The organism is Streptomyces spiroverticillatus (assembly GCA_014650415.1).
Lineage (GTDB): Bacteria > Actinomycetota > Actinomycetes > Streptomycetales > Streptomycetaceae > Streptomyces > Streptomyces spiroverticillatus.
On the sequence record BMUX01000005.1, the window covers coordinates 505,627 to 527,365 of the forward strand.

The 21,739-nt window shown below is 72.0% G+C and carries 20 protein-coding genes; 14 read left to right on the forward strand and 6 right to left on the reverse strand.

What is annotated here, in order from left to right:
- Window positions 1-90: 90 nt before the first annotated feature.
- Window positions 91-651: a MarR family winged helix-turn-helix transcriptional regulator gene (locus tag IE269_RS16980; RefSeq protein WP_189823783.1), complete on the reverse strand. Its 561-nt coding sequence runs from the start codon at window positions 649-651 to the stop codon at window positions 91-93.
- Window positions 652-696: 45 nt separating this feature from the next.
- Between IE269_RS16980 and IE269_RS16985 the strand changes: the two genes are divergently transcribed.
- The 3 genes from IE269_RS16985 to IE269_RS16995 all read left to right on the forward strand — a co-directional run bounded on the left by IE269_RS16985 (window position 697) and on the right by IE269_RS16995 (window position 2,937).
- Window positions 697-1,620 (forward strand): EamA family transporter, encoded by a 924-nt coding sequence (locus IE269_RS16985; protein ID WP_189823784.1) that lies wholly within the window; start codon window positions 697-699, stop codon window positions 1,618-1,620.
- A 53-nt stretch (window positions 1,621-1,673) separates the two neighbouring features.
- Window positions 1,674-2,315, forward strand: coding sequence for an NAD(P)-dependent oxidoreductase (locus IE269_RS16990; RefSeq protein WP_189823785.1), 642 nt, complete (start codon window positions 1,674-1,676; stop codon window positions 2,313-2,315).
- 292 nt (window positions 2,316-2,607) lie between these two features.
- The gene (locus IE269_RS16995) at window positions 2,608-2,937 is read left to right on the forward strand and encodes a DUF4288 domain-containing protein (RefSeq protein ID WP_189823786.1); all 330 of its coding nucleotides are present in this window, start codon (window positions 2,608-2,610) and stop codon (window positions 2,935-2,937) included.
- Between the two features lie 29 nt (window positions 2,938-2,966).
- Here IE269_RS16995 and IE269_RS17000 read toward each other — a convergent pair whose 3' ends face one another.
- Genes IE269_RS17000 through IE269_RS17010 form a run of 3 tightly spaced genes read right to left on the reverse strand, consistent with a single transcriptional unit; the run spans window position 2,967 to window position 4,728 of the window.
- Window positions 2,967-3,479: a cupin domain-containing protein gene (locus IE269_RS17000; protein WP_189823787.1), complete on the reverse strand. Its 513-nt coding sequence runs from the start codon at window positions 3,477-3,479 to the stop codon at window positions 2,967-2,969.
- A gap of 49 nt (window positions 3,480-3,528) precedes the next feature.
- Entirely contained in the window at window positions 3,529-3,999 is a 471-nt protein-coding gene (locus tag IE269_RS17005) for a hypothetical protein (protein ID WP_189823788.1), read from the reverse strand.
- A gap of 36 nt (window positions 4,000-4,035) precedes the next feature.
- Window positions 4,036-4,728: a sirohydrochlorin chelatase gene (locus IE269_RS17010; protein ID WP_189823789.1), complete on the reverse strand. Its 693-nt coding sequence runs from the start codon at window positions 4,726-4,728 to the stop codon at window positions 4,036-4,038.
- A gap of 243 nt (window positions 4,729-4,971) precedes the next feature.
- On the opposite strand from IE269_RS17010, the gene nirB reads away from it, so the two are divergent.
- Both nirB and IE269_RS17020 read left to right on the forward strand, forming a co-directional pair.
- A complete protein-coding gene (gene nirB / locus IE269_RS17015; RefSeq protein ID WP_189823790.1) occupies window positions 4,972-7,800 on the forward strand; it encodes a nitrite reductase large subunit NirB in 2,829 nt (942 codons plus the stop codon).
- Window positions 7,797-9,230, forward strand: coding sequence for an MFS transporter (locus IE269_RS17020; protein WP_189823791.1), 1,434 nt, complete (start codon window positions 7,797-7,799; stop codon window positions 9,228-9,230). The genes nirB and IE269_RS17020 overlap by 4 nt, the downstream gene beginning before the upstream one ends.
- 64 nt (window positions 9,231-9,294) lie before the next feature.
- Here IE269_RS17020 and IE269_RS17025 read toward each other — a convergent pair whose 3' ends face one another.
- Window positions 9,295-9,747, reverse strand: a complete 453-nt coding sequence (locus IE269_RS17025) for a VOC family protein (protein WP_189823792.1) — start codon at window positions 9,745-9,747, stop codon at window positions 9,295-9,297.
- Between the two features lie 21 nt (window positions 9,748-9,768).
- On the opposite strand from IE269_RS17025, the gene IE269_RS17030 reads away from it, so the two are divergent.
- Window positions 9,769-10,356 (forward strand): CGNR zinc finger domain-containing protein, encoded by a 588-nt coding sequence (locus IE269_RS17030; protein WP_189823793.1) that lies wholly within the window; start codon window positions 9,769-9,771, stop codon window positions 10,354-10,356.
- A 45-nt stretch (window positions 10,357-10,401) separates the two neighbouring features.
- On the opposite strand, the gene IE269_RS17035 is transcribed toward IE269_RS17030, so the two are convergent.
- A complete protein-coding gene (locus IE269_RS17035) occupies window positions 10,402-12,717 on the reverse strand; it encodes an MMPL family transporter (protein ID WP_189823794.1) in 2,316 nt (771 codons plus the stop codon).
- Window positions 12,718-12,855: 138 nt separating this feature from the next.
- Here IE269_RS17035 and IE269_RS17040 point away from each other — a divergent pair, with 138 nt between their 5' ends.
- The 8 genes from IE269_RS17040 to IE269_RS17075 all read left to right on the forward strand — a co-directional run bounded on the left by IE269_RS17040 (window position 12,856) and on the right by IE269_RS17075 (window position 21,665).
- Window positions 12,856-14,067, forward strand: a complete 1,212-nt coding sequence (locus tag IE269_RS17040; protein ID WP_189823795.1) for a winged helix DNA-binding domain-containing protein — start codon at window positions 12,856-12,858, stop codon at window positions 14,065-14,067.
- A gap of 146 nt (window positions 14,068-14,213) precedes the next feature.
- Window positions 14,214-15,092: a cysteine peptidase family C39 domain-containing protein gene (locus IE269_RS17045; protein ID WP_189823898.1), complete on the forward strand. Its 879-nt coding sequence runs from the start codon at window positions 14,214-14,216 to the stop codon at window positions 15,090-15,092.
- 162 nt (window positions 15,093-15,254) lie between these two features.
- A complete protein-coding gene (locus IE269_RS17050; protein WP_189823796.1) occupies window positions 15,255-16,067 on the forward strand; it encodes a MerR family transcriptional regulator in 813 nt (270 codons plus the stop codon).
- A 324-nt stretch (window positions 16,068-16,391) separates the two neighbouring features.
- The gene (locus IE269_RS17055; RefSeq protein ID WP_189823797.1) at window positions 16,392-17,936 is read left to right on the forward strand and encodes a serine hydrolase domain-containing protein; all 1,545 of its coding nucleotides are present in this window, start codon (window positions 16,392-16,394) and stop codon (window positions 17,934-17,936) included.
- Between the two features lie 56 nt (window positions 17,937-17,992).
- Window positions 17,993-18,415 (forward strand): hypothetical protein, encoded by a 423-nt coding sequence (locus tag IE269_RS17060; RefSeq protein ID WP_189823798.1) that lies wholly within the window; start codon window positions 17,993-17,995, stop codon window positions 18,413-18,415.
- Window positions 18,416-18,719: 304 nt separating this feature from the next.
- Complete coding sequence (gene cseB / locus IE269_RS17065) at window positions 18,720-19,454, forward strand: two-component system response regulator CseB (protein ID WP_189823799.1); 735 nt, start codon at window positions 18,720-18,722, stop codon at window positions 19,452-19,454.
- Between the two features lie 8 nt (window positions 19,455-19,462).
- Entirely contained in the window at window positions 19,463-20,701 is a 1,239-nt protein-coding gene (locus IE269_RS17070; protein ID WP_189823800.1) for a sensor histidine kinase, read from the forward strand.
- A gap of 196 nt (window positions 20,702-20,897) precedes the next feature.
- Window positions 20,898-21,665 carry an ABC transporter ATP-binding protein gene (locus tag IE269_RS17075; RefSeq protein ID WP_229897804.1) on the forward strand — a complete coding sequence of 256 codons (768 nt, stop codon included), beginning with the start codon at window positions 20,898-20,900 and terminating at the stop codon, window positions 21,663-21,665.
- The last annotated feature ends 74 nt before the right edge of the window (window positions 21,666-21,739 follow it).

A 21,739-nucleotide genomic window follows, 5' to 3' on the forward strand; every position in this document is an offset into this window, starting at 1 on the left:
CGGGCGCGCTCCCTTGCGGGGCGCGCCCGCCGGTGTGTGCGGGGGCGGTGTGTGCGGTGGCGGTGGCGTCTTGCTCGGAACGCGTCCGGCTCAGAACTCGTCGCCCAGCCCCAGCAGCAGCGTCCGCATCAGGAGGGCGAGCTGTTCCTGCTCGGCGGGGGAGAGGGCGGACAGCAGCCGGGTCTCGGTGGCCAGGTGGTCGGGCAGTGTCGCCTCGACCAGGGTCAGCCCCCGCTCGGTCAGCGCCACCTGGACGACGCGTCCGTCCGTGGGGCTCGGCCTGCGGGTGATCAGCCCGCGCCCCTGGAGCCGGTCCAGGCGCTGGGTGACCGCGCCCGAGGTCACCATCGCGGAGGCCATCAGCTCGGCGGGGGTGAGGGGGTTGTCGGGGCCGTTGCGGCGCAGCGTCGCCAGGACGTCGAAGGACGCCCGGTCCAGGCCGTGCGCGGCGAAGGTCCGCTTCATCTCCGGGTCGATGAGCAGCATCAGCCGCTTCAGCCGGCCGATCACCGCCATCGGGGAGACGTCCAGGTCGGGGCGCTGGGCGTGCCACTGGTCGAGTACGTGGTCCACGTGGTCGCGGGTGCGCGCCGCGCCGCTCGCGGGGGTCGGTGCCGCGCCGCCCTCGGGGGTCTTTCCGTTCACCGTCATGGAAGGACCCTAGCCGATCTCTTAGCGGTGAGATATGTTGTCTTAGTGCTAAGAAACCGCACGGCCCTCGTGCTTCTGACTGCCCTCGCCCCCGCCGTCTGGGGCTCCACCTACTTCGTCACCACCGAGTTCCTGCCCCCGGACCGGCCGCTGCTCGCGGGCGTGCTGCGGGCGCTCCCGGCCGGAATCCTCCTCGTACTCCTCACCAGGCAGCTCCCGAAGGGGAGTTGGTGGTGGAAGTCCCTCGTCCTGGGCGCCCTGAACATAGGCGTCTTCTTCGCCCTCCTCTTCGTCGCCGCCTACCGCCTCCCCGGCGGGGTCGCCGCCACCGTCGGATCCGTGCAGCCCCTCCTCGTGGCGGGCCTCTCCGCCGGACTCCTCGGCCAACGCCTCACACTCCGTACGCTGTTGGCGGCCGTCACCGGCATCGCCGGGGTCGCGCTGCTGGTGCTGCGCGCCGATGCCCGGCTGGACGCGCTCGGTGTGGCCGCCGCGCTCGGCGGGGCGGTCGTCATGGCGACCGGCGTCGTCCTCAGCAAGCGCTGGGTCTCCCCGGCGCCGCTGCTCGCCACCACCGGGTGGCAACTCGTCGCGGGCGGACTACTGTTGACCCCCGTCGCGCTTCTTGTCGAGGGGCCGCCGCCGTCCTCCTTCACGGGCGAGAACCTGCTCGGCTACGGATACCTCACGCTGATCGGCGCGGCCGTCGCGTACGCCCTGTGGTTCCGCGGCATCAAGGCGCTCTCGCCGACCGAGGTCACCTTCCTCGGGCTGCTCAGCCCGCTGGTCGCCACTGTGCTCGGCTGGGCGCTGCTCGGGCAGCAGCTCACCCCGCTGCAACTCCTCGGCGGACTGCTCGCGCTGGCGGCGGTGGCCCTGGCGCAGTTGCGTCCGAGGGGTGCCTCCCGGACGGTCGCGGGGTCCGTTCCGGCGGAGACGGCGACGACCGTGCCCGTCGGCTCCCGTTGATTCCCGCCACTTCGATACCGCATATCACCTGTTTCCAGAGGAGTTACGAACCCATGCGCATCACCGTCTTCGGAGCCACCGGCGCCGCCGGAAGCCGTATCGTCGCCGAGGCCGTCGGCCGGGGGCACGACGTCACCGCCGTCACCCGTGACCCGGCCCGCTTCGACGCACTGCATCCCGGGGCGAGACCCGCCGCCGCGAACGCCCTCGACCCGGACGCCGTGGCCGAACTCGCCGCCGGGCAAGACCTGTTGATCGGCGTGACCCGGCCGGTGCCCGGCCAGGAGGGGCAGCTCGCGGAGACCGCCCGGGCGCTCGTCGCGGGGGCCGCCAGGACGGGGGCGCGGCTGCTGGTGGTCGGTGGGGCGGGCAGTCTGCGGCTCCCCGGCAGTGACACGCTCACCGTGATCGACGGGCCGGACTTTCCGCCGTCCTGGCGGCCCATCGCGCTGGCCTGCAACGAGCAGTTGGAGGTGGTCCGGGCGGCGGGGGCGGGGGTGGACTGGGTGTACGTGAGCCCTTCCGCGCTCTTTGCGCCGGGGGAGCGTACGGGGGCGTACCGCCTGGGTACGGACGAGCTGCTCGTCTCTCCTGCCGGGGAATCCGCCATCTCCATGGAGGACTTCGCGCTTGCTGTGCTGGATGAGGCGGAGCGGCCCAAGCATCAGCGCGTGCGCTTTACGGTGGGGTACTGAGCTTGGGCATCGGCCCTGGGTCGGACGCCCGTCGCGAAAGGGGCCCCGGGATGCCCCGTGTCGGGGGCGGGCTCTGTTCGGTCGGCGCCCGGTGCCGGGGTGTTTTCGCCCCAGCCCCGCCCCTTCACCTCAACCCTGCGGGGCAGTTGGACGGTTTTCGTGCGGGTGAGTGGGTGGCTGGGCGCGCAGTTCCCCGCGCCCCTGAAGGGGCGCGGATCGGCGCCTGCGTGGCGGAGCCCTAGGTGTGGCGTAAGGTCCGCTGCGCAGCACCGCCGGAAAGAAGGAGTGGACCATGGCGAGCACCTACATTGCGATCCTGTTGACCCGGGCGACTTCCGACGCCGACGGGTATGAGCCTCTCTATGCCGAGGACTTCGTTCTGGTGACCGCCGACGGTGAGGAGGAGGCCCGGGACAAGGCCCTCGCCCACGGCAGGGCCCAGGAGACCAGTTACGAGAACGACCGCGGTGAGCGCATCACCTGGAAGCTTCTGCGCGTCGTGGACGTCAGCGAGGTCCTGGACGGCTCGCTCGGCGACGGCGCCGACCTCTACAGCCGCCACTTCAGGAACTATGAGGCCTACCGGGCCTTCGAGCCCCTGTTGTCGGGCGAGTCTCTCTGAGTGGTGAGTCCGCGCCGGTTCCTAGTTCCTCAGTAGGCCGCTGTCGTCGGCAGCTCCTTCCCGCACCGGGCGCAGAACCGCGCCCCGGCCTCCGAGCCCAGCCGCCCGCACTCCTGGCAGACTCGCCCCAGCGCGCAGGGGGCCTCTCCGCCCTCCTGCACGGGCGGTACGGGGAGGACAGGGCGGACCGATATCCCCGGACGGCGCCGGTGCACCGTGAGGTAGGTAAGGCCCCGTGGGCCCGCCGTCAGGGCCCGGGGTGTGCCCCTCGGCAGCCAGGCGAGTCCGCCCGGTCGCAGTTCCTGCGGCGGCGTCGTCCCGCCGTCGAGGCGGCCTTCGCCCTCCATCACGAGCAGCAGCACGTCCAGTGCCTCCTCGACGTGTGCCGGCACGGCGGCGTCCGGCAGGAGCCGTACCAGATTCGCGTCGAGCTGGCGGTCCTGCTCGGCGAGCCGCCACAACGCCCCGCGCTGCCCCTCCGGCGCCTCGGCGGCGCACTCGTCCAAGAACGCGAGCACCCTGGCCGTCTCCTGATCGGACACCTTGTCCCCCCTGCTCAACTCGGCCCAGGAATAAGTTACTTGTGCCGGATCAGCCCCGCAGCGGCGGATCCGTCAGGTCGGTGATCTTCAGGTCGGAGCGGCGGACCGTGTACCAGACCTCCGTGTCCGGGCTCGCGCCCCAGATCTCGGTGACGATCACCGTGGCCGTCGTGGCGGTCTGGCCGTGGTTGCGCACCTTCCAGTCCTTGGGGATGTTCTGCGCGCGCATCACCGGGTCGGCGTGGTTCTCCTCGGCCCAGGCGGTGAGGCGGGCGTCCAGCTCGGCGGTGAGGTGGGCCTTGCGGACCTGTTCGGGAGCCTGCGGGCCGGAGCCTTGGGCGGCCTTCCGGTAGGCCTTGAAGAAGTGGTTGACCTCGGTGGCGGGGGTGCGGGTCTCGCCTTGGACGGCGGGGGCCGGGTCGGAGGCTGTGGCGGACGCGGGGGTCGTGGCGAGCGGGGCCGCCAGGGCGAGGGCGGAGATCAGTGCCGCCTGGGCGAGAAGGTTGCGCTGCGTGTTCATACGTACAAGAGAAGCAGGCGATTCGTGTTCGTGCCATCACTCACAGTGATGAATCTGCTCCAATAGTTCGCCGCGCCCGGCCGTGTACCTGTCCGCCACCAGCCGTGCGATCCGCGGATGGTCCGCGACCGGCTCCGACACCACCCACGCCCCGCACCCCGCCAGCGCGTGCGTGAAGCGGCCCGGTGCGAGGAGGTGCGCCGCGACCGCGATCCGCCGGTGGCCCTCGGCGCGCAGGGAAGCCACCGCCTCCGGCACCGTCGGCTCCGCCGCCGAGCAGTACGCCGGGACCACGGGGACGTCCCGCAGGTCGCGGAGGCCCTCGACCACCGCGAGGGTCCCGTCGTTGCCGCCCGGCCGGGTCGAGCCCGCCCCCGCCACCACGATCGCGTCCGCCCACTTCCCGAGCGACGCCTCCGCCTCCCGCAGCCGCGCGTGCACCGCCAGCGTCACGTCCCGCTCGCCGCTCAGGCCCTCCGTGACCGTGCAGTCGTACGCCCGCGCCACCGCCGGAATGTCGACCTTCCGGTGGTACCCGTCGCCCAGCAGCACCGGCACCACCACCGCCCCCGGATGCTCCGCCAGCACCTCGTCCAACGAGGGCCGCTGCACGTCGAGATGGCCCACCACGGGGCGTCCCCCCGTCGTCTGCTCCAGCCGCGCGGCCAGCCGCCCGATCGTCGCGGCGGCCTCCGGGACCGCGCTGCCGTGTACGGCGAGGACCAGCATCCGTGCCTCCGAAAGGACTCCGTCAGGGACTCCGCAGGGGGAGCCGAAGGGGTGAAGAGGGGCATCCACCTCTCACGCTATGCCGCGCCAAGCCCCCGCGCCGCCGTCCAACGTCCCGGGCCGGTAGGGTCCTACGGCCCTCTCACCTGGGGCTTTCGCTGACAGTCAGGACGCCTTCACAGGTCTAGCGTCGAAGGTGCCCGGCACGGTACCGGGCGGTTGTGACGGAGCGGAGATTCGCCCATGACACACGCAGACAGGGGCCGGAGCCCCGGGGCGCCCGGCCCCGAGACGCAGACCCTGGTGGTGATCGGCCACGGAATGGTCGGCCATCGGCTGCTGGAAGCGCTCGCCGAACGCGGTGCCCTCACCGGCCCCGGTTCGCCCGGCTGGCACGCGATCGTCCTCGCGGAGGAGGACATACCGGCCTACGACCGGGTCCACCTCTCCTCGCTCTTCACGGGCACCGACCCCGCCGAACTCTCGCTCTCCACCCCGGAGTTCCTGGCCGAGCACGGCGTCGATCTGCGCCTCGGCGACCCCGCCGAGCACATCGACCCCACCGGACGGACCGTCACCACCGCCTCGGGCGCGACGATTTCGTACGACGCGCTGGTGCTGGCCACCGGCTCGTACCCGTTCGTCCCGCCCATTCCCGGCGCCGACGCCACGGGCTGCTTCACCTACCGCACGCAGTACGACGTCAACTCCCTCACCGAGTACGCCGGCGAGGCCCGCGACGGCGTCGTCATCGGCGGCGGTCTCCTCGGCCTGGAGGCGGCCGGTGCCCTGCGCACCCTTGGGCTGCGCACCCATGTCGTCGAGTTCGCGCCGCGCCTGATGCCCCTTCAGGTCGACGACGGCGGTGCCGCCGCCCTGCGCGCCACCATCGAGTCGATGAGTGTCGCCGTCCACACGGGCGTCGGCGCGACCGAGGTCGTCCGGGGCGACGACGGCATCGCGAGCGGACTGCGGCTCTCCGACGGCAAGGTCATCGACGCCGAGGTCGTCGTCTTCTCCGCAGGTGTACGTCCCCGGGACCGCCTCGCGCGCGAGTGCGGCCTCGCCGTCGGCGACCGGGGCGGCGTCGCGGTCGACGCCCACTGCCGCACCTCCGACCCGTACATCTACGCGGTCGGCGAGTGCGCGCAGACCGTCGACGGCCGGGTGTACGGCCTGGTCGCGCCCGGCTACCAGATGGCCGAGACCGTCGCGGACGCCCTCGCGGGCGAGGGCGACAACGTCTTCACCGGCGCCGACACCTCCACCAAGCTGAAGCTGATGGGCGCGGACGTCGCCTCCTTCGGCGACCCCTTCACCGTCGAGGAGGACGCGGTCGCCGTCGTCTTCTCCGACGAGCGCGAAGGCGTCTACAAGAAGCTGCTGCTGGGTCCCGAGGGCCAGCTCCTCGGCGGCATCCTGGTCGGCGACGCCGAGGCGTACGGCTCGCTGAAGCCGCACACCGGACGCCAACTCCCGGGCACCGCCGAGGCGTTCATCGTCCCGAACACCGGCGGCGTCGAGCTGCCCGGTGCGGACGCGCTCCCCGACGACGCCGTCGTCTGCTCCTGCCACAACGTCACCAAGGGTCAGGTGCAGGCCGCCGTCACCGAGGAGGGCGTCACCGACATCGGCGGCGTCAAGCGCTGCACCAAGGCCGGCACCGGCTGCGGCGGCTGCATCGGCACGCTGCAAGCCGTCCTCGACGCGGCGGGCGTCGAGAAGGCGCGCGGGCTCTGCGAGCATTTCCCCGAGCTGACCCGCTCCGAGATCTACGCCCTCGTACGCACCGAAAAGATCCGCTCCTTCAGTGAGTTGAGGGACCGTCACGGAGTCGGTGAGGGCTGCGCCGTCTGCAAGCCGGTCGTCGCCAACGTGCTCGGCACGCTCGGCCCCGACCTCGGCCTGGAGCACATCCTCGACGGCGAGCAGGCCGCCCTCCAGGACACCAACGACCTTTTCCTGGCCAACATCCAGAAGGACGGCACCTACTCCGTCGTCCCGCGCGTCGCGGGCGGCGAGATCACCCCCGAGCAGCTCGTCGCACTCGGCGAGGTGGCTGCCGCGTACGGCCTCTACACCAAGATCACCGGCGCCCAGCGGATCGGCCTCTTCGGCGCCCGCAAGGACCAACTCCCCGACATTTGGCGGCGGTTGGCCGGACACGGCTTCGAGTCCGGGCAGGCGTACGGAAAGTCGCTGCGTGCCGTCAAGTCGTGCGTCGGCGCCCGCTTCTGCCGCTTCGGGCAGGGCGACTCCATCCAGCTCGCCGTCGACCTGGAGCTGCGCTACCGGGGCCTGCGCACCCCGCACAAGTTCAAGGGCGGCGTCTCCGGCTGCCTGCGCGAGTGCGCCGAGGCGCGCGGCAAGGACATCGGCGTCATCGCCACCGCCGGCGGCTGGAACCTGTACGTCGGCGGCAACGGCGGCACCAACCCCCGCCACGCCGACCTCCTCGCCCAGGACCTCGACAGCGCCCAACTCTTCGCCCTGGTCGACCGGTTCCTCATGTACTACCTGCGCACCGGCGAACGCCTGGAGCGCACGGCGGCCTGGATCGAGCGGCTCGACGGGGGCGTCGAGCACCTCAAGGAGGTCCTCGTCGAGGACTCCCTCGGCATCTGCGCCGAGCTGGAGGCCCAGATGGAACGCCACGTCGAGGCCTACCGCGACGAGTGGGAGGCCGTCCTCACCGACCCGGCCAAGCTCGACCGGTTCGGCGAATTCACCGGCGAGACCGAGGACTTGGAGCCCGGCCGCGGCCGCGTCACCTTCCTCCCCGACGGTACCGGACAGGCCGCGGTCTTCCGTGACGCGGCGGGCGAGGTGTACGCGGTCGGCAACCGCGATCCCTTCTCCGGCGCCGACGTTCTCGCCGACGGAATCATGGGCACCGTCGGCGACCGGCCCGTCGTCACCTCCCCGATGCACAAGCAGGCCTTCGACCTGCGCACCGGGCAGTGCCTCGACGACCCCGAAGTCTTCATCCCCGTACACGAGTTGACCCTCGAAGGTCCTCGCACGCACCAGTCCCACCGGGCCACGCACCAGACGCACAGGAAGCAGTCATGAGTTCCCTCGCACAGGCACCCCGCACGGGTGACGACGCGGCCGAGGCCGCCGACCCGACTCAGTACCGCCCCGGCCGCACCATCACCGACTGGCGTCCCGAGGACCCCACCTTCTGGCGCACGACCGGCCGCAAGGTCGCCAACCGCAACCTCTGGATCGCGGTCCCGGCACTGCTCGTCGCCTTCGTGGTCTGGCAGGTCTGGTCGATCACCGCCACCAACCTCACCGACGTCGGATTCGGCCTGAGTCAGAGCCAGTTGTTCTGGCTGACCGCCATCCCCGGCATCACCGGCGGCACCGCCCGCATCCTCTACACCTTCCTCGGCCCGATGGTCGGCCAGCGCACCTTCACCGCGCTCTCCACGGTGATCCTGGTCGTCCCGCTGATCTGGCTCGGCATCGCCATCCAGGACCCGACCACCCCGTACGGCGTCCTCATCACCATCGCCGCGCTCTGCGGCATCGGCGGCGCGAACTTCTCCTCCTCGCTCGCCAACATCGGCTTCTTCTTCCCGAAGAAGGAGAAGGGCAACGCCACCGGCATCAACGGCGGCCTCGGCAACCTCGGCGTCTCCGTCGTCCAGCTGCTCACCCCGATCGTGATCACCTGGTCGACCATCGCCATCGGCACCGCCCAGCACAAGAAGGACGGCACGCCCGTCTACCTCCAGAACGCGGCGTTCCTGTGGGTGCCGGTCCTGGTGATCCTGGCCGCCGTCGCCTGGTTCGGGCAGAACAACCTCAAGGTCGCCTCGACCCCCTTCTCCCGCCAGAAGATCATCTTCAAGCGCAAGCACAACTGGGTCATGACCTGGCTGTACGTCGGAACCTTCGGCTCCTTCATCGGCTTCGCGGCGGCCCTTCCGCTGCTCATCAAGACCACCTTCACCCCCATCGACGCCGCCTACTCGGCCGCCACGTACGCCTGGATGGGCCCGGCCATCGGCGCGCTCGCCCGCTGGGCGGGCGGCTGGATCGCCGACAAGCTCGGCGGCGCCCGCGTCACGATCATCTCCTTCGTCGGCATGGGCGTCTCGCTGATCGGCGTCATCAACTTCCTCCCCTCCGGCGGCGACAACGGCAACTTCTGGGGCTTCTTCCTCTGCTTCCTGGCCGCGTTCCTCTTCTCGGGCATCGGCAACGGCTCCACCTTCCGGCAGATCCCCGTCATCTTCCGCACCACGCACCTCAAGGGCCTCGTCGAAGGCACCCCCGCCTACGACCAGGCGCTGAAGCAGGCCGAGATGGAGTCCGGTGCGGTCACCGGCTTCACCGCCGCCATCGCGGCGTACGGATTCTTCTTCATCCCGGCCCTCTTCGGGTCGGTCGCGGTGACCAGCGCGATGTGGGGCTTCGTGGCCTTCTACGCGAGCTGTGTGGTCGTGACCTGGTGGTTCTACGCCCGCAAGGGCGCGGAGGCGCCCAGCTAGTCCGCACCGCCCCATGAGCTGGGCCCCGGGTATGTCCGTGCATACCCGGGGCCCTTTGCCGTGGTCACGCCACGCAGAACTCGTTGCCCTCCGGGTCCCGCATGACCCACCAGTGGCCGGCCGGTCCCTGATTCACCTCGTTCACCCGGGTGGCCCCCAGCTGCTCCAGGCGGTCGACCTCCTTGTCCAGGTCGCCGGGCTCGGCGTGCACGTCGATGTGCAGGCGGTTCTTGCCGGACTTCGGCTCGGGGACGTCCTGGAAGAGGAGCCTGCGACCGCGGCCGACACCACTGCTCTCGTCGTACGGGTCGTCCGGGTGCCGTACGCCCGCGAGCCCCCGGAAGAGCTTGTGCCCGTTGTGCTCGGTGACGGCTTGCTCGGGGAGGTGCCCGGCGGCGAGGAGCTGCTCGATGAGAGCGCTGGGGTCCTCCACGACGTATCCGAGCGCTTCGGCCCAGAAGTCCGCGAGGACGGGTGCGTTGTTGCTGTCGATGACCAACTTCCAACCCAGTGTCATGTAACCAGTTATAGTGGTTACATGGACTCGACCGCAACACCCGGGCTGACACTGAAGTCCCGTACGGGAGCCGCGTACCGCTTCGACCCCGGCGCCCTGTGCCTGGAACTGCTGACCACAGGGGGGCCGGGTCTGTACGGACGCTACGAAGTCCTGCATACGGGTGCGGACTTGGCGGAGTGGGCCGGCGCGTCGCGGCTGACGCCGACGCCGGTGCTGGAGGCCTCCGAGGAGGAGGTGGCGCAGGCACGGGAAGTACGGGACGCGCTGTTCCGGATGGTGCTGGGGGAGGGCGGCCCGGACGACGTGGACACCCTCAACGCGGCGGCTGCCGCACCGCCCCTCGCGCCCGCGATCGGGCCGGACGGCGAGAAGCGGTGGGGGCCCGCCACCGGCACCCACCTGCTGGCCACCGTCGCGCGGGACGCGGTCGAGCTGCTGACCGGTCCGTACTCCCACCGCATCCGTACGTGCGCGGCCGAGGACTGCCACCTGGTGTACGTCGACACCTCCCGCCCCGGTCGGCGGCGGTGGTGCTCCATGGAACACTGCGGCAACCGCCACAAGGTGCGGGCGTCCCGGGCGCGGCAGACGCAGGACGGGGCCTGACCGTGGGGAGGGGCGGCCCCGTCGCCCCCTAGGCGAGGAACCGTTCTAGCCGTCCCGCAGTCCGACCTTCCCGTGCAGCCGTCGCAGCGGCTGCGGTGCCCACCAGTTCGCCCGGCCGCACAGCTTCATCACCGCCGGTACGAGGATGCCGCGCACCAGCGTCGCGTCCACCAGCACCGCCAGCGCCAGCCCGGCCCCCAGCAGCTTGAGCAGGCTCAGCTGCGAGGTGGCGAGCGCGCCGAGGACCGTGGCCACGACCAGCGCGGCGGCCGTGATCAGGCGGCCGGTGTGGTCGATGCCGAAGACCACGGCCCGGGAGTTGTCGCCCGTCGCGAGGTACTCCTCCCTGATCCGGGAGAGCAGGAAGACCGTGTAGTCCATGGACAGCCCGAAGGCCACGCAGAACATCAACACCGGCACGGTGACCTCCAGTTGACCGGTGTGGGCGAAGTCGCCGACCAGCCACTTGAGGTGGCCGTCCTGGAACACGTACACCATCGCCCCGAAGGACGCGGTGAGGCTGAGCGTGTTCAGCACCAGCGCCTGGAGCGGCACCACCACGCTTCCGGTGAACAGGAACAGCAGCACCAGCATGCTCAGTACGATCACCGCGCCCGCGTACGGGATGCGGTCGCCGAGGGCGTCCTTGGTGTCCACCAGCGCGGCCGCCTGCCCGCCGACCAGTGCGGGGGCGGGCGCGGGCACGGCCCGGATCCGCTGGGCGTGCCGTTCCCCGGCGGGGGAGTTGGGGCCCGCCTGCGCGGTGATGTTCAGCCACACCCCGCGCGCGTCGCCGAACACCGCCGACGGCGGTCCCGGCGGGGCCACCCGGCGACCCTGTGCCCAACTGCCGAGGGGGCCGTCGACCCGGGCCGTCCCCTCGACGCGCGACAACTCGGCCAGGTAGGAGGGAAGTTGGGCGGCGCGATCGGTCAGTGGGAGGTCCGGCAGCACCAGTGTCACCGGGGACGTGCCCGCCTGTGCGAAGTCCGTGCGCAGTGCGTCGGCGGCGGTCTGCGCGCTCGCGCCCTTCGGCAGGATCCGGTCGTCGGTCAGGGCGAACCGGGCGTGCCCGAAGGGCAGTGCGAGCGCGATCAGCAGCACCGCGACCCCGGTGCCCGCCAGCACCGGACGGCGCATCACCCGGGTGGCCAGCCAGTGCCAGGCGCCCCTGCCCCCGCCGCGCGCACCGGGCAGCTTGCGGCGCAGTCCCGCGAAGACGTCGAGGCGGTCGATGCGGTGCCCGATGACGTACAGCACCGGAGGCAGGACCAGCAACGAACTGACGGCGGCCAGGCCGACCACGGCGATCCCCGCGTACGCGAGCGACCGCAGGAAGGTGATCGGGAAGACCAGCAGCGCGGCCAGTGAGATCACCACCGTGAGCGAGGAGAAGAGCACGGTCCGGCCCGCCGTGCGCATGCTGCGCACGACGGCGTCGAGCACGTTCCGGCCCTGCGCCAGCTCCTCCCGGTAGCGGGTCACGAGGAACAGGCTGTAGTCCACGGCGAGTCCGAAGCCGAGCGCCGTCGTGACGTTCATCGCGAACAGGGACACGTCGGTGAAGGACGCCAGCAGACGCAGCACGGCCAGCGTGCAGACGACCGAGACGACGCCCACCAGCACCGGCAGCAGGGCGGCGACCAGGGAACCGAAGGCGAGGAGCAGGATGACCAGGGTGAGCGGCGCGCCGATCAGCTCGGCCCGGGTCAGATCCTGGTTGCTCTGCGTCTCCAGCTGGCTGTTGATCACGGCGAGGCCGGTCGCTTCGACGGTGAAGTCTCCCTGGATTCCGCTGAGTTGTGCGGCGAGTTCACCGGCTCGGTGGGTGGTCTCGTTCGCGTCGCCCTCAAGACGTACGAGCACGAGAGCGGCGCGGCCGTCCTCGGCGCGCAGGGCCGGGTCCTTCGTGGTCCAGTACGAATCGGCGCGCGCGACGCCGTCGAGACCGGCCACCCGGCGGGTGAACTCGGCCCCGGAAGCGGCGACTTGGGGTCCGTCCGCGGAGCCCTTGCCGGTGGCCAGCAGGACCATGTGGGGCGAGCCGCTGTGGAAGCGCTCGTCCAGCAGCTTCTCCACCCGCGCCGACTCGGAGTCGCTCGCCGTGTATCCGCCGCTGGACAGCACGCCGGACGCGCCTGCCCCGAACACGGCGGCGACCAGCGAGATCAGCCCGATCAGCAGGAACACCGGGGTCCTGCGGTGCACGAGCCGCCGGGCGAGCGCGCCGAGTCCGCGCCCGGAAGGGGTGGCCGCGTTGTGGTCGGGGAGCGGTCGCGGCGCCGCCTCCGGTGGTCGCGTCTGTGCCCGTGCCCGTGTCTCGTGCGACCGCTTGCGCCTGACATCCGGTTTGCCCGCCATCTCCCGCCCCCCAGCGGCTAGTTGAACTCTAGAGTTAGTCACTAGACTGCTACTACAGTCAGCGTACTCCATCACACGGACAAGGGGTACGCTCCGGGACACAGGCGGTACCGATCACGGCACAGGGGAGTGGTGGGGATGCGGCGCATCGACGTTGCGGAGCGGCGGGCCAGGCTCGGGGTGCGCCACCGGTTGGCGCCCGCCGCCCGCGCCGACGGTCCGGTGGAGGCGGCCCGTTCCCTCGTCGCCCTGCACAGCACCGACCCGGCCTCCGTGTACGTCGCCGTCTGGGCCCGGACGACCGGCGGCACGGTGGCGGACGTGGAGCGCGCCCTGTACGAGGACCGCTCGCTCATCCGGCTGTTGGCCATGCGCCGCACCGTCTTCGTCACCACGCCCGACACGGCCCCGGTGATGCAGGCCGCCTGCTCGGACGCCGTCGCCGCTCGCGAACGCCGCAAGCTCCTGGGCTTCCTCGCCGCGTCGAAGGTCGCGGACGACGAACAGGGCGTACGGGACTGGCTCGCCGCCGCCGAGGAGGCCGCCGTACGCGCTCTCGCGGCCCGCGGCGAGTGCACGGCCTCCGAACTCGCCGGTGACGACCCCCTCTTGAGCACCCCGGTCACGATCGTCGCCGGGAAGGAGCCCTACCCCACGCAGAAGGCCGCGAGCCGGCTGCTGCTCCTGCTCGCCGCCGAAGGCCGGGTCGTACGGGGAAGACCGCGCGGCACCTGGACCTCGCACCAGTACCGCTGGGCCCCGCTCACCGACTGGCTCCCCGGCGGCCTCGCACCCTCCAGTACACCCGCTGACACCCACCGGGCCGAGGAAGAACTGACCCGGCGCTGGCTGAGCGCCTTCGGCCCCGCCACCGCCGACGACCTCCAGTGGTGGACGGGATGGACCAAGACCCAGGTCAAGCGGGTGCTGGCCACGCTGAAGCCGGTGGAGGTCGACCTCGGCGACGGCGGTACCGGGCTGCTCCTGCCCGACGACCTGGAGGAGACCGCGCCGCCCGAGCCGTGGGCCGCACTCCTCCCGGGCCTCGACTCCACGCCGATGGGCTGGCACGAGCGCGCGTGGTTCCTCGGCGAACACGGCCCGCGACTCTTCGACCGGGCGGGCAACATCGGCCCCTCGCTCTGGTGGAACGGCCGCATCGTCGGCGGCTGGGCGCAGGACACCGACGGCACGATCGTGTGCCGCTTCCTGGAGGACGTCGGCACGGACGCCGAGGCGGCGGTCCGCGCGGAGGCGGACCGGCTGGCCGTCCCCCTCGGCGGGGTCAGGCTGAGCCCCCGCACCCGGGGCCGTACCTGGCTGGAGGAGGAGATCGCGGGCCGGGCTTGACTGTCACACGGTGTCAGGGTCTGGACTGGGCGGCGGGAGGCAGCCGCGAAGGTGCCCCTCATTCCTTGACCGAAGAGACAGGACGACACCCAGTGACGCACCACTACATCGGCTCCGGCCCCTACTGCTACGCCAACTCCCTTGCCATGGCGCTCGGTACGGGGGCACCGACCCCGGCCGTCATCGAGGTGCTGACCGGTTCGCCGTTCGGCTTCGAGCTGCTCGGCGGTGCCCTGCCGCTGTTCGACCCGTACGGCTGGGACCCGGACCTGGGGCTGAGCGCGGCCACCGACCTCCTCGGTGTGCGGTGCACGCGTACGGCGGGCGGAACCGCCGAGGAGGCCGAGGAACGTCTGCGGGCCGCTTCCGCCCGGGGCGCCGTTCTGGTCGGGCCCGTGGACATGGGCCTGCTGCTGCACCAGCCGGGCACACCCACCGCCGACGGCGGTGACCACTACGTGGTGGTGCTGGAGGTCGACGGCGACACGGTCGTCTTCCACGACCCGCACGCCCACCCCTTCGCGACGCTGCCGGTCGCGGACTTCCTCGTGGCCTGGGAGGCCAAGGCGGTGGGTTACGCCGACGCTCCTTACGTGATGCGCGCCGATTTCGTACGGGAAGGGCCGGTGACCCCGCAAGAGGCACTGCGGGCGTCGCTGCCCGGTGCGGCGCAGTGGCTGGCGGGCGACGGCCGCCGGTCGGTACCGCCGGGGACGCTCGGGGGCGCGGCCGGGCTGGAAGCCCTGGCCGCCCGGGTGGACGAGGGACTCGCCGAAGGCACGCGCGGCTTCCTGGCCCACTTCTCGATCAGGGTCGGCACGCGGCGTCTCGCCGATGCGGGACACTGCCTCGACTCGCTGGGTCTGCACGAAGCGGCGAGGATCGCGACCGGGCAGGCGCGGCTGGTCGGCAGGCTCCAGCACCCCGTGGTCACGGGCGACGACCGGGCCCTGGCGGACGGCCTGCGCCGACTGGCCCCGACCTACGAGCAGTTGCGTACCGCACTCCTGGCAGCCTCCTCCTGAGCGCCGGGCGGTGACGGGCACCCGGCCTGGCACCCGACCGGGCACCCGGCCTGGCACCCGGCCTGACACCGGACCGGGCGCCTGCCCGGACCGCTCGGTGCCCGTCACGTCGACGTCCTGCGCCCCTTCACGGCGAGGCGGCCCAGGCCCTTAGCATTGATCATGTTCACCATCGGAGACTTCGCCAGACTCGGCCGCGTGTCGGTCCGGATGCTGCGGCACTACGACGCCACCGGGCTCCTGCGCCCCGCCCGGGTCGACCCCGCCACCGGCTACCGCTTCTACACCGCCGCCCAGCTCGCCCGGCTCAACCGGGTCATCGCGCTCAAGGACCTCGGCCTCACCCTTCAGCAGGTCGGGGAGATCCTCGACGACAAGCTGACCGCCGAGGACCTGCGCGCCATGCTGCGGCTGCGCCGGGCCGAACTGGAGACCGCGATGGCGCAGACGGCGGCCCGGCTGGGGCAGGTCGAGGCGCGGCTCCGGTCCATCGAGAGCGAGGGAAGCATGTCCGCCCACGACGTCGTCGTCAAGAGCCTGCCGAGCATCCGCGTGGCCGAACTCACCGCTGTGGCGGCCGACTTCGACGCCGTCGGCGGGGTCATCGGCCCCCTGTACGCCGAACTGTTCCAGCGGCTCGAAGCGGCGGGCATCACGGCCGACGGTCCGGGCGTCGCCCATTACGAGGACGCCCCCGAGGGCGGCATCCTCGTCCACGCGGGCGTCCAGGTCTCGGCCCCGGTCCGCGACGACGGGGAGCTGCGCGTCCTGGACCTTCCGCCGGTCGAGCAGGCGGCGACGATCGTGCACCGGGGGCCGATGGCCGCGATCCTCACGCCGGTGCAGCGGCTGGGGCAGTGGATCGACGCCAACGGCCACCGGTCCGCCGGGTACCCCCGCGAGATCAACCTGGAGTGCCCGCCCGACCAGGACGACTGGGTGACCGAACTCCAGGAGCCGATCGTCCCGGCCTGACCGGGAGGTGTTCGCGCAGAGCGCCGGCCTGCTCGCGGCCACCGAGCGCCTTGTCATCGGCACGGGCATCGCCGACATCAAGACGAAGCCGCCGTCGCCGCACGACCGGCCGAGCACCTTGCCGCCGGAGCCGACCACGTCCTGCTCCACCCGCTCGACACCGGCCTCACCACCACGTTCGACCAGCTCGAACGCCTCGCGGCCCACCTCTGAGATCCGCTCACCGTATCCAGCGGGCGCCCGCGCCGCAGTAGTGCACGCTCTACCTCCGAACTCCCCTGTACGCCACTGCGCCAGAGGCCCCTCCCGCGGTCCGATAGGGGCATGAACAAGACCCCTTCCCGGCCCCGCCGCCCGCGCATCCTCGCCGCCTCCCTGGCCGCCGCCGCCCTGCTGTGCGGCACCGGTTCCGCCGCCGCCGCACCCGGTGCCGCGACCCTGACCCCGGACGCCGTCGACAACTACGTACGCACGTACATGGCGGAGACCGATCTGCCCGGCGCGGTGGTGGCCGTGACCCGGGGCGACCGGGTCGTGCGCGTCGCCGGGTACGGGCACACCGCGGCGAACCGGGCGCTGACCGCACGGACCCCGGTGCCGGTGGCCTCGCTCTCCAAGTCGATGACCGCACTCGCCGTCATGCAACTGGCCGAGGCGGGCAAGGTGGATCTGGACCGCCCGGTGCGTCAGTACGTCCCCGACTTCACCCTCACCGACCCCCGCGCCGAGCGGATCACCGTACGCCAACTGCTCAACCAGACCTCGGGCATGGCCGATTCGACCCACCCCGACCTGGTCGGCCCCCAGCCGCACACCCTCACCGAAGCGGTCGACGCCCTCCACGGGGTGAAGCTCGCCTCCGCACCCGGCACCCGCATGAGCTACCACAACACCAACTACGCGGTCGCCGCCCGCCTGGTGGAGGTCGTCGGCGGAAAGCCCTTCGCCTCGTACATGGCCGACCGCGTCTTCCGCCCGCTCGGCATGACCGGCACCACCACCGTCGACTCCACCGCCGAGATGCCCGAGCAGGCCCGGGGCTACGTACGGGCGTACGGGCAGTTGATCGAGCGCGACCAGCCGCACTGGTTCACCGCGGGCGGCTTCGGCGCCGTCACCACCGCCGACGACCTCGCCCGCTGGCTGATCGCCCAGAACAACGGCGGCACCTCGGCGGACGGCCGGCGCGTCGTCTCCGCGCAGTCCGTCACCACCATGCACACCCCGCCCCGCACCCCTTCCGGAACCGCCTACGCCATGGGCTGGACCCGGTCCGAGGAAGGCCCGCGCGAAATCCGGCACACCGGCCAACTCCTCACCCACAACGCCGCGCAGACCCTCCTCCCCGACTCCCGCACCGGCATCGCCGTCGTCACCAACACCGGCATGATCTCCGGCGACGACGCCACCCTGCTGGCCCAGGGCCTGGCGGATTTGGCCCGAGGCAACTCCCCTTCCGACAGCACCCCCTTCACCCTCCAGGCCGACTACGTACTCGCCGCACTCACCCTGCTCTCCCTCGCCCTCGGCGCGAAGGGTGTCGTACGGGCCCGCCGCTGGGCCGTGCGCGCGGCCGGCCGGCCGTGGTGGCGCACCGCACTCCGCACCCTCCCGCACGTCCTGCCCATCGGCCTGTTCCTGCTGCTCGGCGACCTGGCGGGCCTGCTCACCCGGCGGGGCGGGGACCTGGCGATGGTCTCGTACGTCTGGCCCGCCCTCTTCGTCTGGGCAGCGGTCTCCGCGGCGGCGTCGGCGGCGGTGCTCGTCGCCAGGGCTGCTCAGGCCGTGCGGACCAGGTGGGTTACCTCGGAGGTAATTGAGGCTCCTTCCGCCGCTGCCTACCGTTCAGGAGAAGTCGCGGCCCGCTGAACAGGGCGCTTCCGCGACCGGCCGCCGATTCCATGACGTACGAGAGGAACACGCCAGTGAACACAGCGCAGTTCGACGGAATCACCGCCCCTGCCACGACCACCGGAACCGACGGTCTCGCCCGCCTGGCCCTCAAGCTGGACGCGGCGGTCACCGGCCTCAACGGTCTCGCCTACCTGGGCCTGGCCACGGTCCTCGAATCCTGGTTCGGGATCGCGACGGCGGTCCAGTACCCGGTCGGCGCGTTCCTGCTGCTCTACGCACTGGGCGTGCTGGCGGCGGGAACCCGCAGGCGGATCAGCCGCACGGCCCTGACGGCGATCGTCGCGGCGAACCTCCTCTGGGTCGCCCTCAGCCTGACGCTGGCCGTCGCCGGCACGCTCACCCCGACGGGCGCCGGCACCTTCTGGCTCGTCCTCCAGGCCCTGACGGTCGGCGGCTTCGCGGGGCTCCAGCTTCTGGGACTCAAGCGGATGTGAGCCGGGGAGGCGGGGGGCCGGGGGCGAGGGCCGGGGCCGCCGGGCTTTGTATCGGTCAGGTATCCGGGAGCGCTCAGCCGCCCGTCGAACGGTCCTGCCGACTGCGCCTCCGGGGCGGGTCCCGGCGTCGCCGCGCACCCTCTTGACCTGCGCGAAAGCCAAGCAGGCGGGTGCGGAAGGCTGCCGCGTCACGGCCGGGCCCGTCTCTGCGAGTGCCCTATCGTTCCTGTCGGGCCACTGTTGACGTACGCACGTGTCCAGAGCCCGCTCGCGCAGCCCAGACCCCCCACGAACAGGAACCGCGATGTCCTCGCCCGACCCCGCCGCACCTTCCTCCGCGCCCGTGCGCGTGCTGCTGGTGGAGGACGACGAGCTGATGCGTCGCTCCTTCACCGTCGCCCTGGAGCGGTACGGGTACGTCATGGAGAGCGCGGCCGACGGGCTGACGGGCCTCGAACGCTTCCGGGAGGGGGCGTTCGACCTGCTGGTCCTGGACGTCATGCTGCCGGGCCTGGACGGGATCGGGCTGTGCCGCAAGGTGCGGGAGAGCAGCCTGGTGCCGATTCTGATGATGTCGGCGCGCGGTGACGGGCTCGACATCGTGGCCGGTCTGGAGGCCGGGGCGGACGACTACGTGGTGAAGCCGGTGGAGACCGGCGTGCTCGTGGCGCGCATCCGCTCGCTGCTGCGCCGGGCGACGTACGCGCCCTCCCTTCCCGCGCCCTCCCTTCCCGCGCAGCCACGGCCCGCCGACGAGGTGCTGGCCTTCGGGGACCTGACCATCGACACGGGCGCCCTGGAGGTCGCCGTCGCGGGCAGCCCCGTGGCGCTGACCCCGACCGAACTGAAGCTCCTCCTCGAATTCGCCGCGCACCCCGGCATCGTGCTGGAGCGGCACACCCTGCTGCGCAACGTCTGGGACTACGGCTGGGACGGCGACAGCCGGGTCGTGGACCTGTGCGTGCAGCGGCTGCGCGGCAAGCTCGGCCGGGACCGGATCGAGACGGTCCGCGGCTTCGGCTACAAGCTCAGGCGTTGAGCGAGTCCATGACCGCAGAAGCGAGAAAGCGGCGCGTCTCCCTGCGCTGGAAGATCGCCGCGCTGGCGGCGGCCACCGCCTGCCTGGTGGTCGCGGCGGTGGGGGTGCTGGTGCACGTGTGGACCGTGGACGACATCCGCGGCCGGGGGGAGCGGCGGGTGCACAACGGGGCGCTGGCGGCCCTGGACGTCTACAAACGCAGCGGGGTCCTGTCGGACGGCGGCGAACTCGATCCACCCAGGCTGCCCGCTTCACTGCGCGACCTGTCCGACGACCACGTGCACACGGCCTTCGACGAGCACGTCGAGGGCAACTCGGGCCCGACCGCGTGGGGCGCCCTGCGGACCGACGGCCCCGGCAGCCCGGTCCTGGCCGTCCCGTACAACCTGAGTTCGGAGTACCACAGCCTGCGCCGGCTCGACGTGAGCATGGCGGTGGCGTCGCTGGTCGCCCTGCTGGCGGCTGTGCCGGTCGCGGTGTACGGAGCCGGACTGCTGGCCCGCAGGCTCCGGCGGGTCTCCGAGACGGCCGTACGGATCTCCGCCGGGGACCTGGACGCCCGTACCGGACCCACGAAGGGCGGCGACGAGGTGGCCGACATCGCCGCCACGGTCGACCGCATGGCCGACAGCCTCTCCCGGCAGCTGCACACCGAACGCCGGTTCACCGCGGACGTGGCACACGAACTGCGCACGCCCGTCGGGGGACTGCTGGCGGCGGTGGACCTGCTGCCGCCGGGGGAGACGGAGGATCTGCTGCGGGCCCGGGTGCGGGATCTGCGCGGTCTGGTCGAGGACCTGCTGGAGATCTCCCGGCTGGACTCGGGCGCGGAGCAGGTGGCACGGGCGCGGGTGCCGCTGGGCGAGGTGGTCCGGGAGGCCGTGGAACGTACCGGGTATGAGACGCGGGTCGCCGTGGAGGACGCCGGATCCGTGGAAACCGACCCGCGGCGGCTGGAGCGCATCGTCGGGAACCTCGTCATCAACGCCCACAAGCACGGCACGGCCCCGGTCGAGGTCACCGTCCGGGGACATCTCGTCGTCGTGCGCGACCACGGGCCCGGCTACCCCGCCGACCTGTTGCGTGAGGGCCCGCGCCGCTTCCACACGGGTGCGGCCGAACGCGGCACCGGCCACGGGCTCGGCCTGACCATCGCCCTGGCCCAGGCCCGCCTCCTCGGCGCCGAACTGGTCCTGGCCAACGGGCCGGAGGGCGGGGCGGTCGCCACCTTGCGGCTGCCGTACTGAGCCGTTTTGGCGATGGGCCCTGATGCTGGCGTTGCGCCGTGCCGCGCCTCGCCTCGCCTCGCCTCGCCATGCCGAGGCGTAACTGCTGCACAGTGGCGCGTCCACTGATACACGGCGGCGCGGGATGCCGATACCTTCTGCGGCGACTCTTCGATGTGACCCGTTCTGCCACACCGAGGAGTCCTCCGTGACCGCCATGTCCCACGCCCCTGACGCGACGGGCCTCATGCCCGGCCTCGCCGCCGCCACCTCCGGCCTGTCGAAGGTCTACGGGCGGGGCGACGCCCGGGTCGTCGCCCTGGACCAGGTCAGCGTGGGTTTCCGGGAGGGGGAGTTCACCGCGATCATGGGCCCGTCGGGAAGCGGCAAGTCCACGCTGATGCACTGCGCCGCAGGGCTCGACTCGTTCAGCTCCGGTTCGGTACGGATCGGCGACACCGAGCTGAGCACCCTGAACGACCGGCAGCTCACCCAACTGCGCCGGGACCGGATCGGGTTCATCTTCCAGGCGTTCAACCTGCTGCCGACCATGACCGCGCTGGAGAACATCACCCTGCCGATGACGATCGCGGGCCGCCGCCCGGACCAGGCGTGGCTGGACCGGGTGGTCGCGATGGTCGGCCTGTCGGGCCGCCTCGGTCACCGCCCGAGCGAGCTGTCCGGCGGCCAGCAGCAGCGCGTCGCGGTCGCCCGCGCCCTGGTCTCGCAGCCCTCCATCGTCTTCGGCGACGAGCCGACCGGAAACCTCGACTCCCGGGCCGGTGCCGAAGTCCTCGGCTTCCTGCGGGATTCCGTACGGGAGCTGGGCCAGACCGTCGTCATGGTCACCCACGACCCGGTCGCCGCCGGGTACGCGGACCGCGTGGTCTTCCTCGCGGACGGGCGGCTGGTCGACGAGATGGTGCGGCCCACGGCGGGGCGGGTGCTGGAGCGGATGAAGGGGCTTCAGGTGGGGGTGGGTTGAGGCTTCTGCGGGTCGTGCGTCGGCACCCCGGTTCGCCTGCGGCGGGCTGCCCCAGTCCCGCCCCTTCACCTAAA

Bases quoted from the DNA above. Each gene is read 5' to 3' on its own strand.
- IE269_RS16980 (WP_189823783.1), bottom strand. From the start codon at position 651: ATGACGGTGAACGGAAAGACCCCCGAGGGCGGCGCGGCACCGACCCCC.
- IE269_RS16990 (WP_189823785.1), top strand. From the start codon at position 1,674: ATGCGCATCACCGTCTTCGGAGCCACCGGCGCCGCCGGAAGCCGTATC.
- IE269_RS16995 (WP_189823786.1), top strand. From the start codon at position 2,608: ATGGCGAGCACCTACATTGCGATCCTGTTGACCCGGGCGACTTCCGAC.
- IE269_RS17005 (WP_189823788.1), bottom strand. From the start codon at position 3,999: ATGAACACGCAGCGCAACCTTCTCGCCCAGGCGGCACTGATCTCCGCC.
- IE269_RS17010 (WP_189823789.1), bottom strand. From the start codon at position 4,728: ATGCTGGTCCTCGCCGTACACGGCAGCGCGGTCCCGGAGGCCGCCGCG.
- nirB (WP_189823790.1), top strand. From the start codon at position 4,972: ATGACACACGCAGACAGGGGCCGGAGCCCCGGGGCGCCCGGCCCCGAG.
- IE269_RS17020 (WP_189823791.1), top strand. From the start codon at position 7,797: ATGAGTTCCCTCGCACAGGCACCCCGCACGGGTGACGACGCGGCCGAG.
- IE269_RS17025 (WP_189823792.1), bottom strand. From the start codon at position 9,747: ATGACACTGGGTTGGAAGTTGGTCATCGACAGCAACAACGCACCCGTC.
- IE269_RS17030 (WP_189823793.1), top strand. From the start codon at position 9,769: ATGGACTCGACCGCAACACCCGGGCTGACACTGAAGTCCCGTACGGGA.
- IE269_RS17035 (WP_189823794.1), bottom strand. From the start codon at position 12,717: ATGGCGGGCAAACCGGATGTCAGGCGCAAGCGGTCGCACGAGACACGG.
- IE269_RS17040 (WP_189823795.1), top strand. From the start codon at position 12,856: ATGCGGCGCATCGACGTTGCGGAGCGGCGGGCCAGGCTCGGGGTGCGC.
- IE269_RS17045 (WP_189823898.1), top strand. From the start codon at position 14,214: ATGGCGCTCGGTACGGGGGCACCGACCCCGGCCGTCATCGAGGTGCTG.
- IE269_RS17050 (WP_189823796.1), top strand. From the start codon at position 15,255: ATGTTCACCATCGGAGACTTCGCCAGACTCGGCCGCGTGTCGGTCCGG.
- IE269_RS17055 (WP_189823797.1), top strand. From the start codon at position 16,392: ATGAACAAGACCCCTTCCCGGCCCCGCCGCCCGCGCATCCTCGCCGCC.
- cseB (WP_189823799.1), top strand. From the start codon at position 18,720: ATGTCCTCGCCCGACCCCGCCGCACCTTCCTCCGCGCCCGTGCGCGTG.
- IE269_RS17070 (WP_189823800.1), top strand. From the start codon at position 19,463: ATGACCGCAGAAGCGAGAAAGCGGCGCGTCTCCCTGCGCTGGAAGATC.
- IE269_RS17075 (WP_229897804.1), top strand. From the start codon at position 20,898: ATGTCCCACGCCCCTGACGCGACGGGCCTCATGCCCGGCCTCGCCGCC.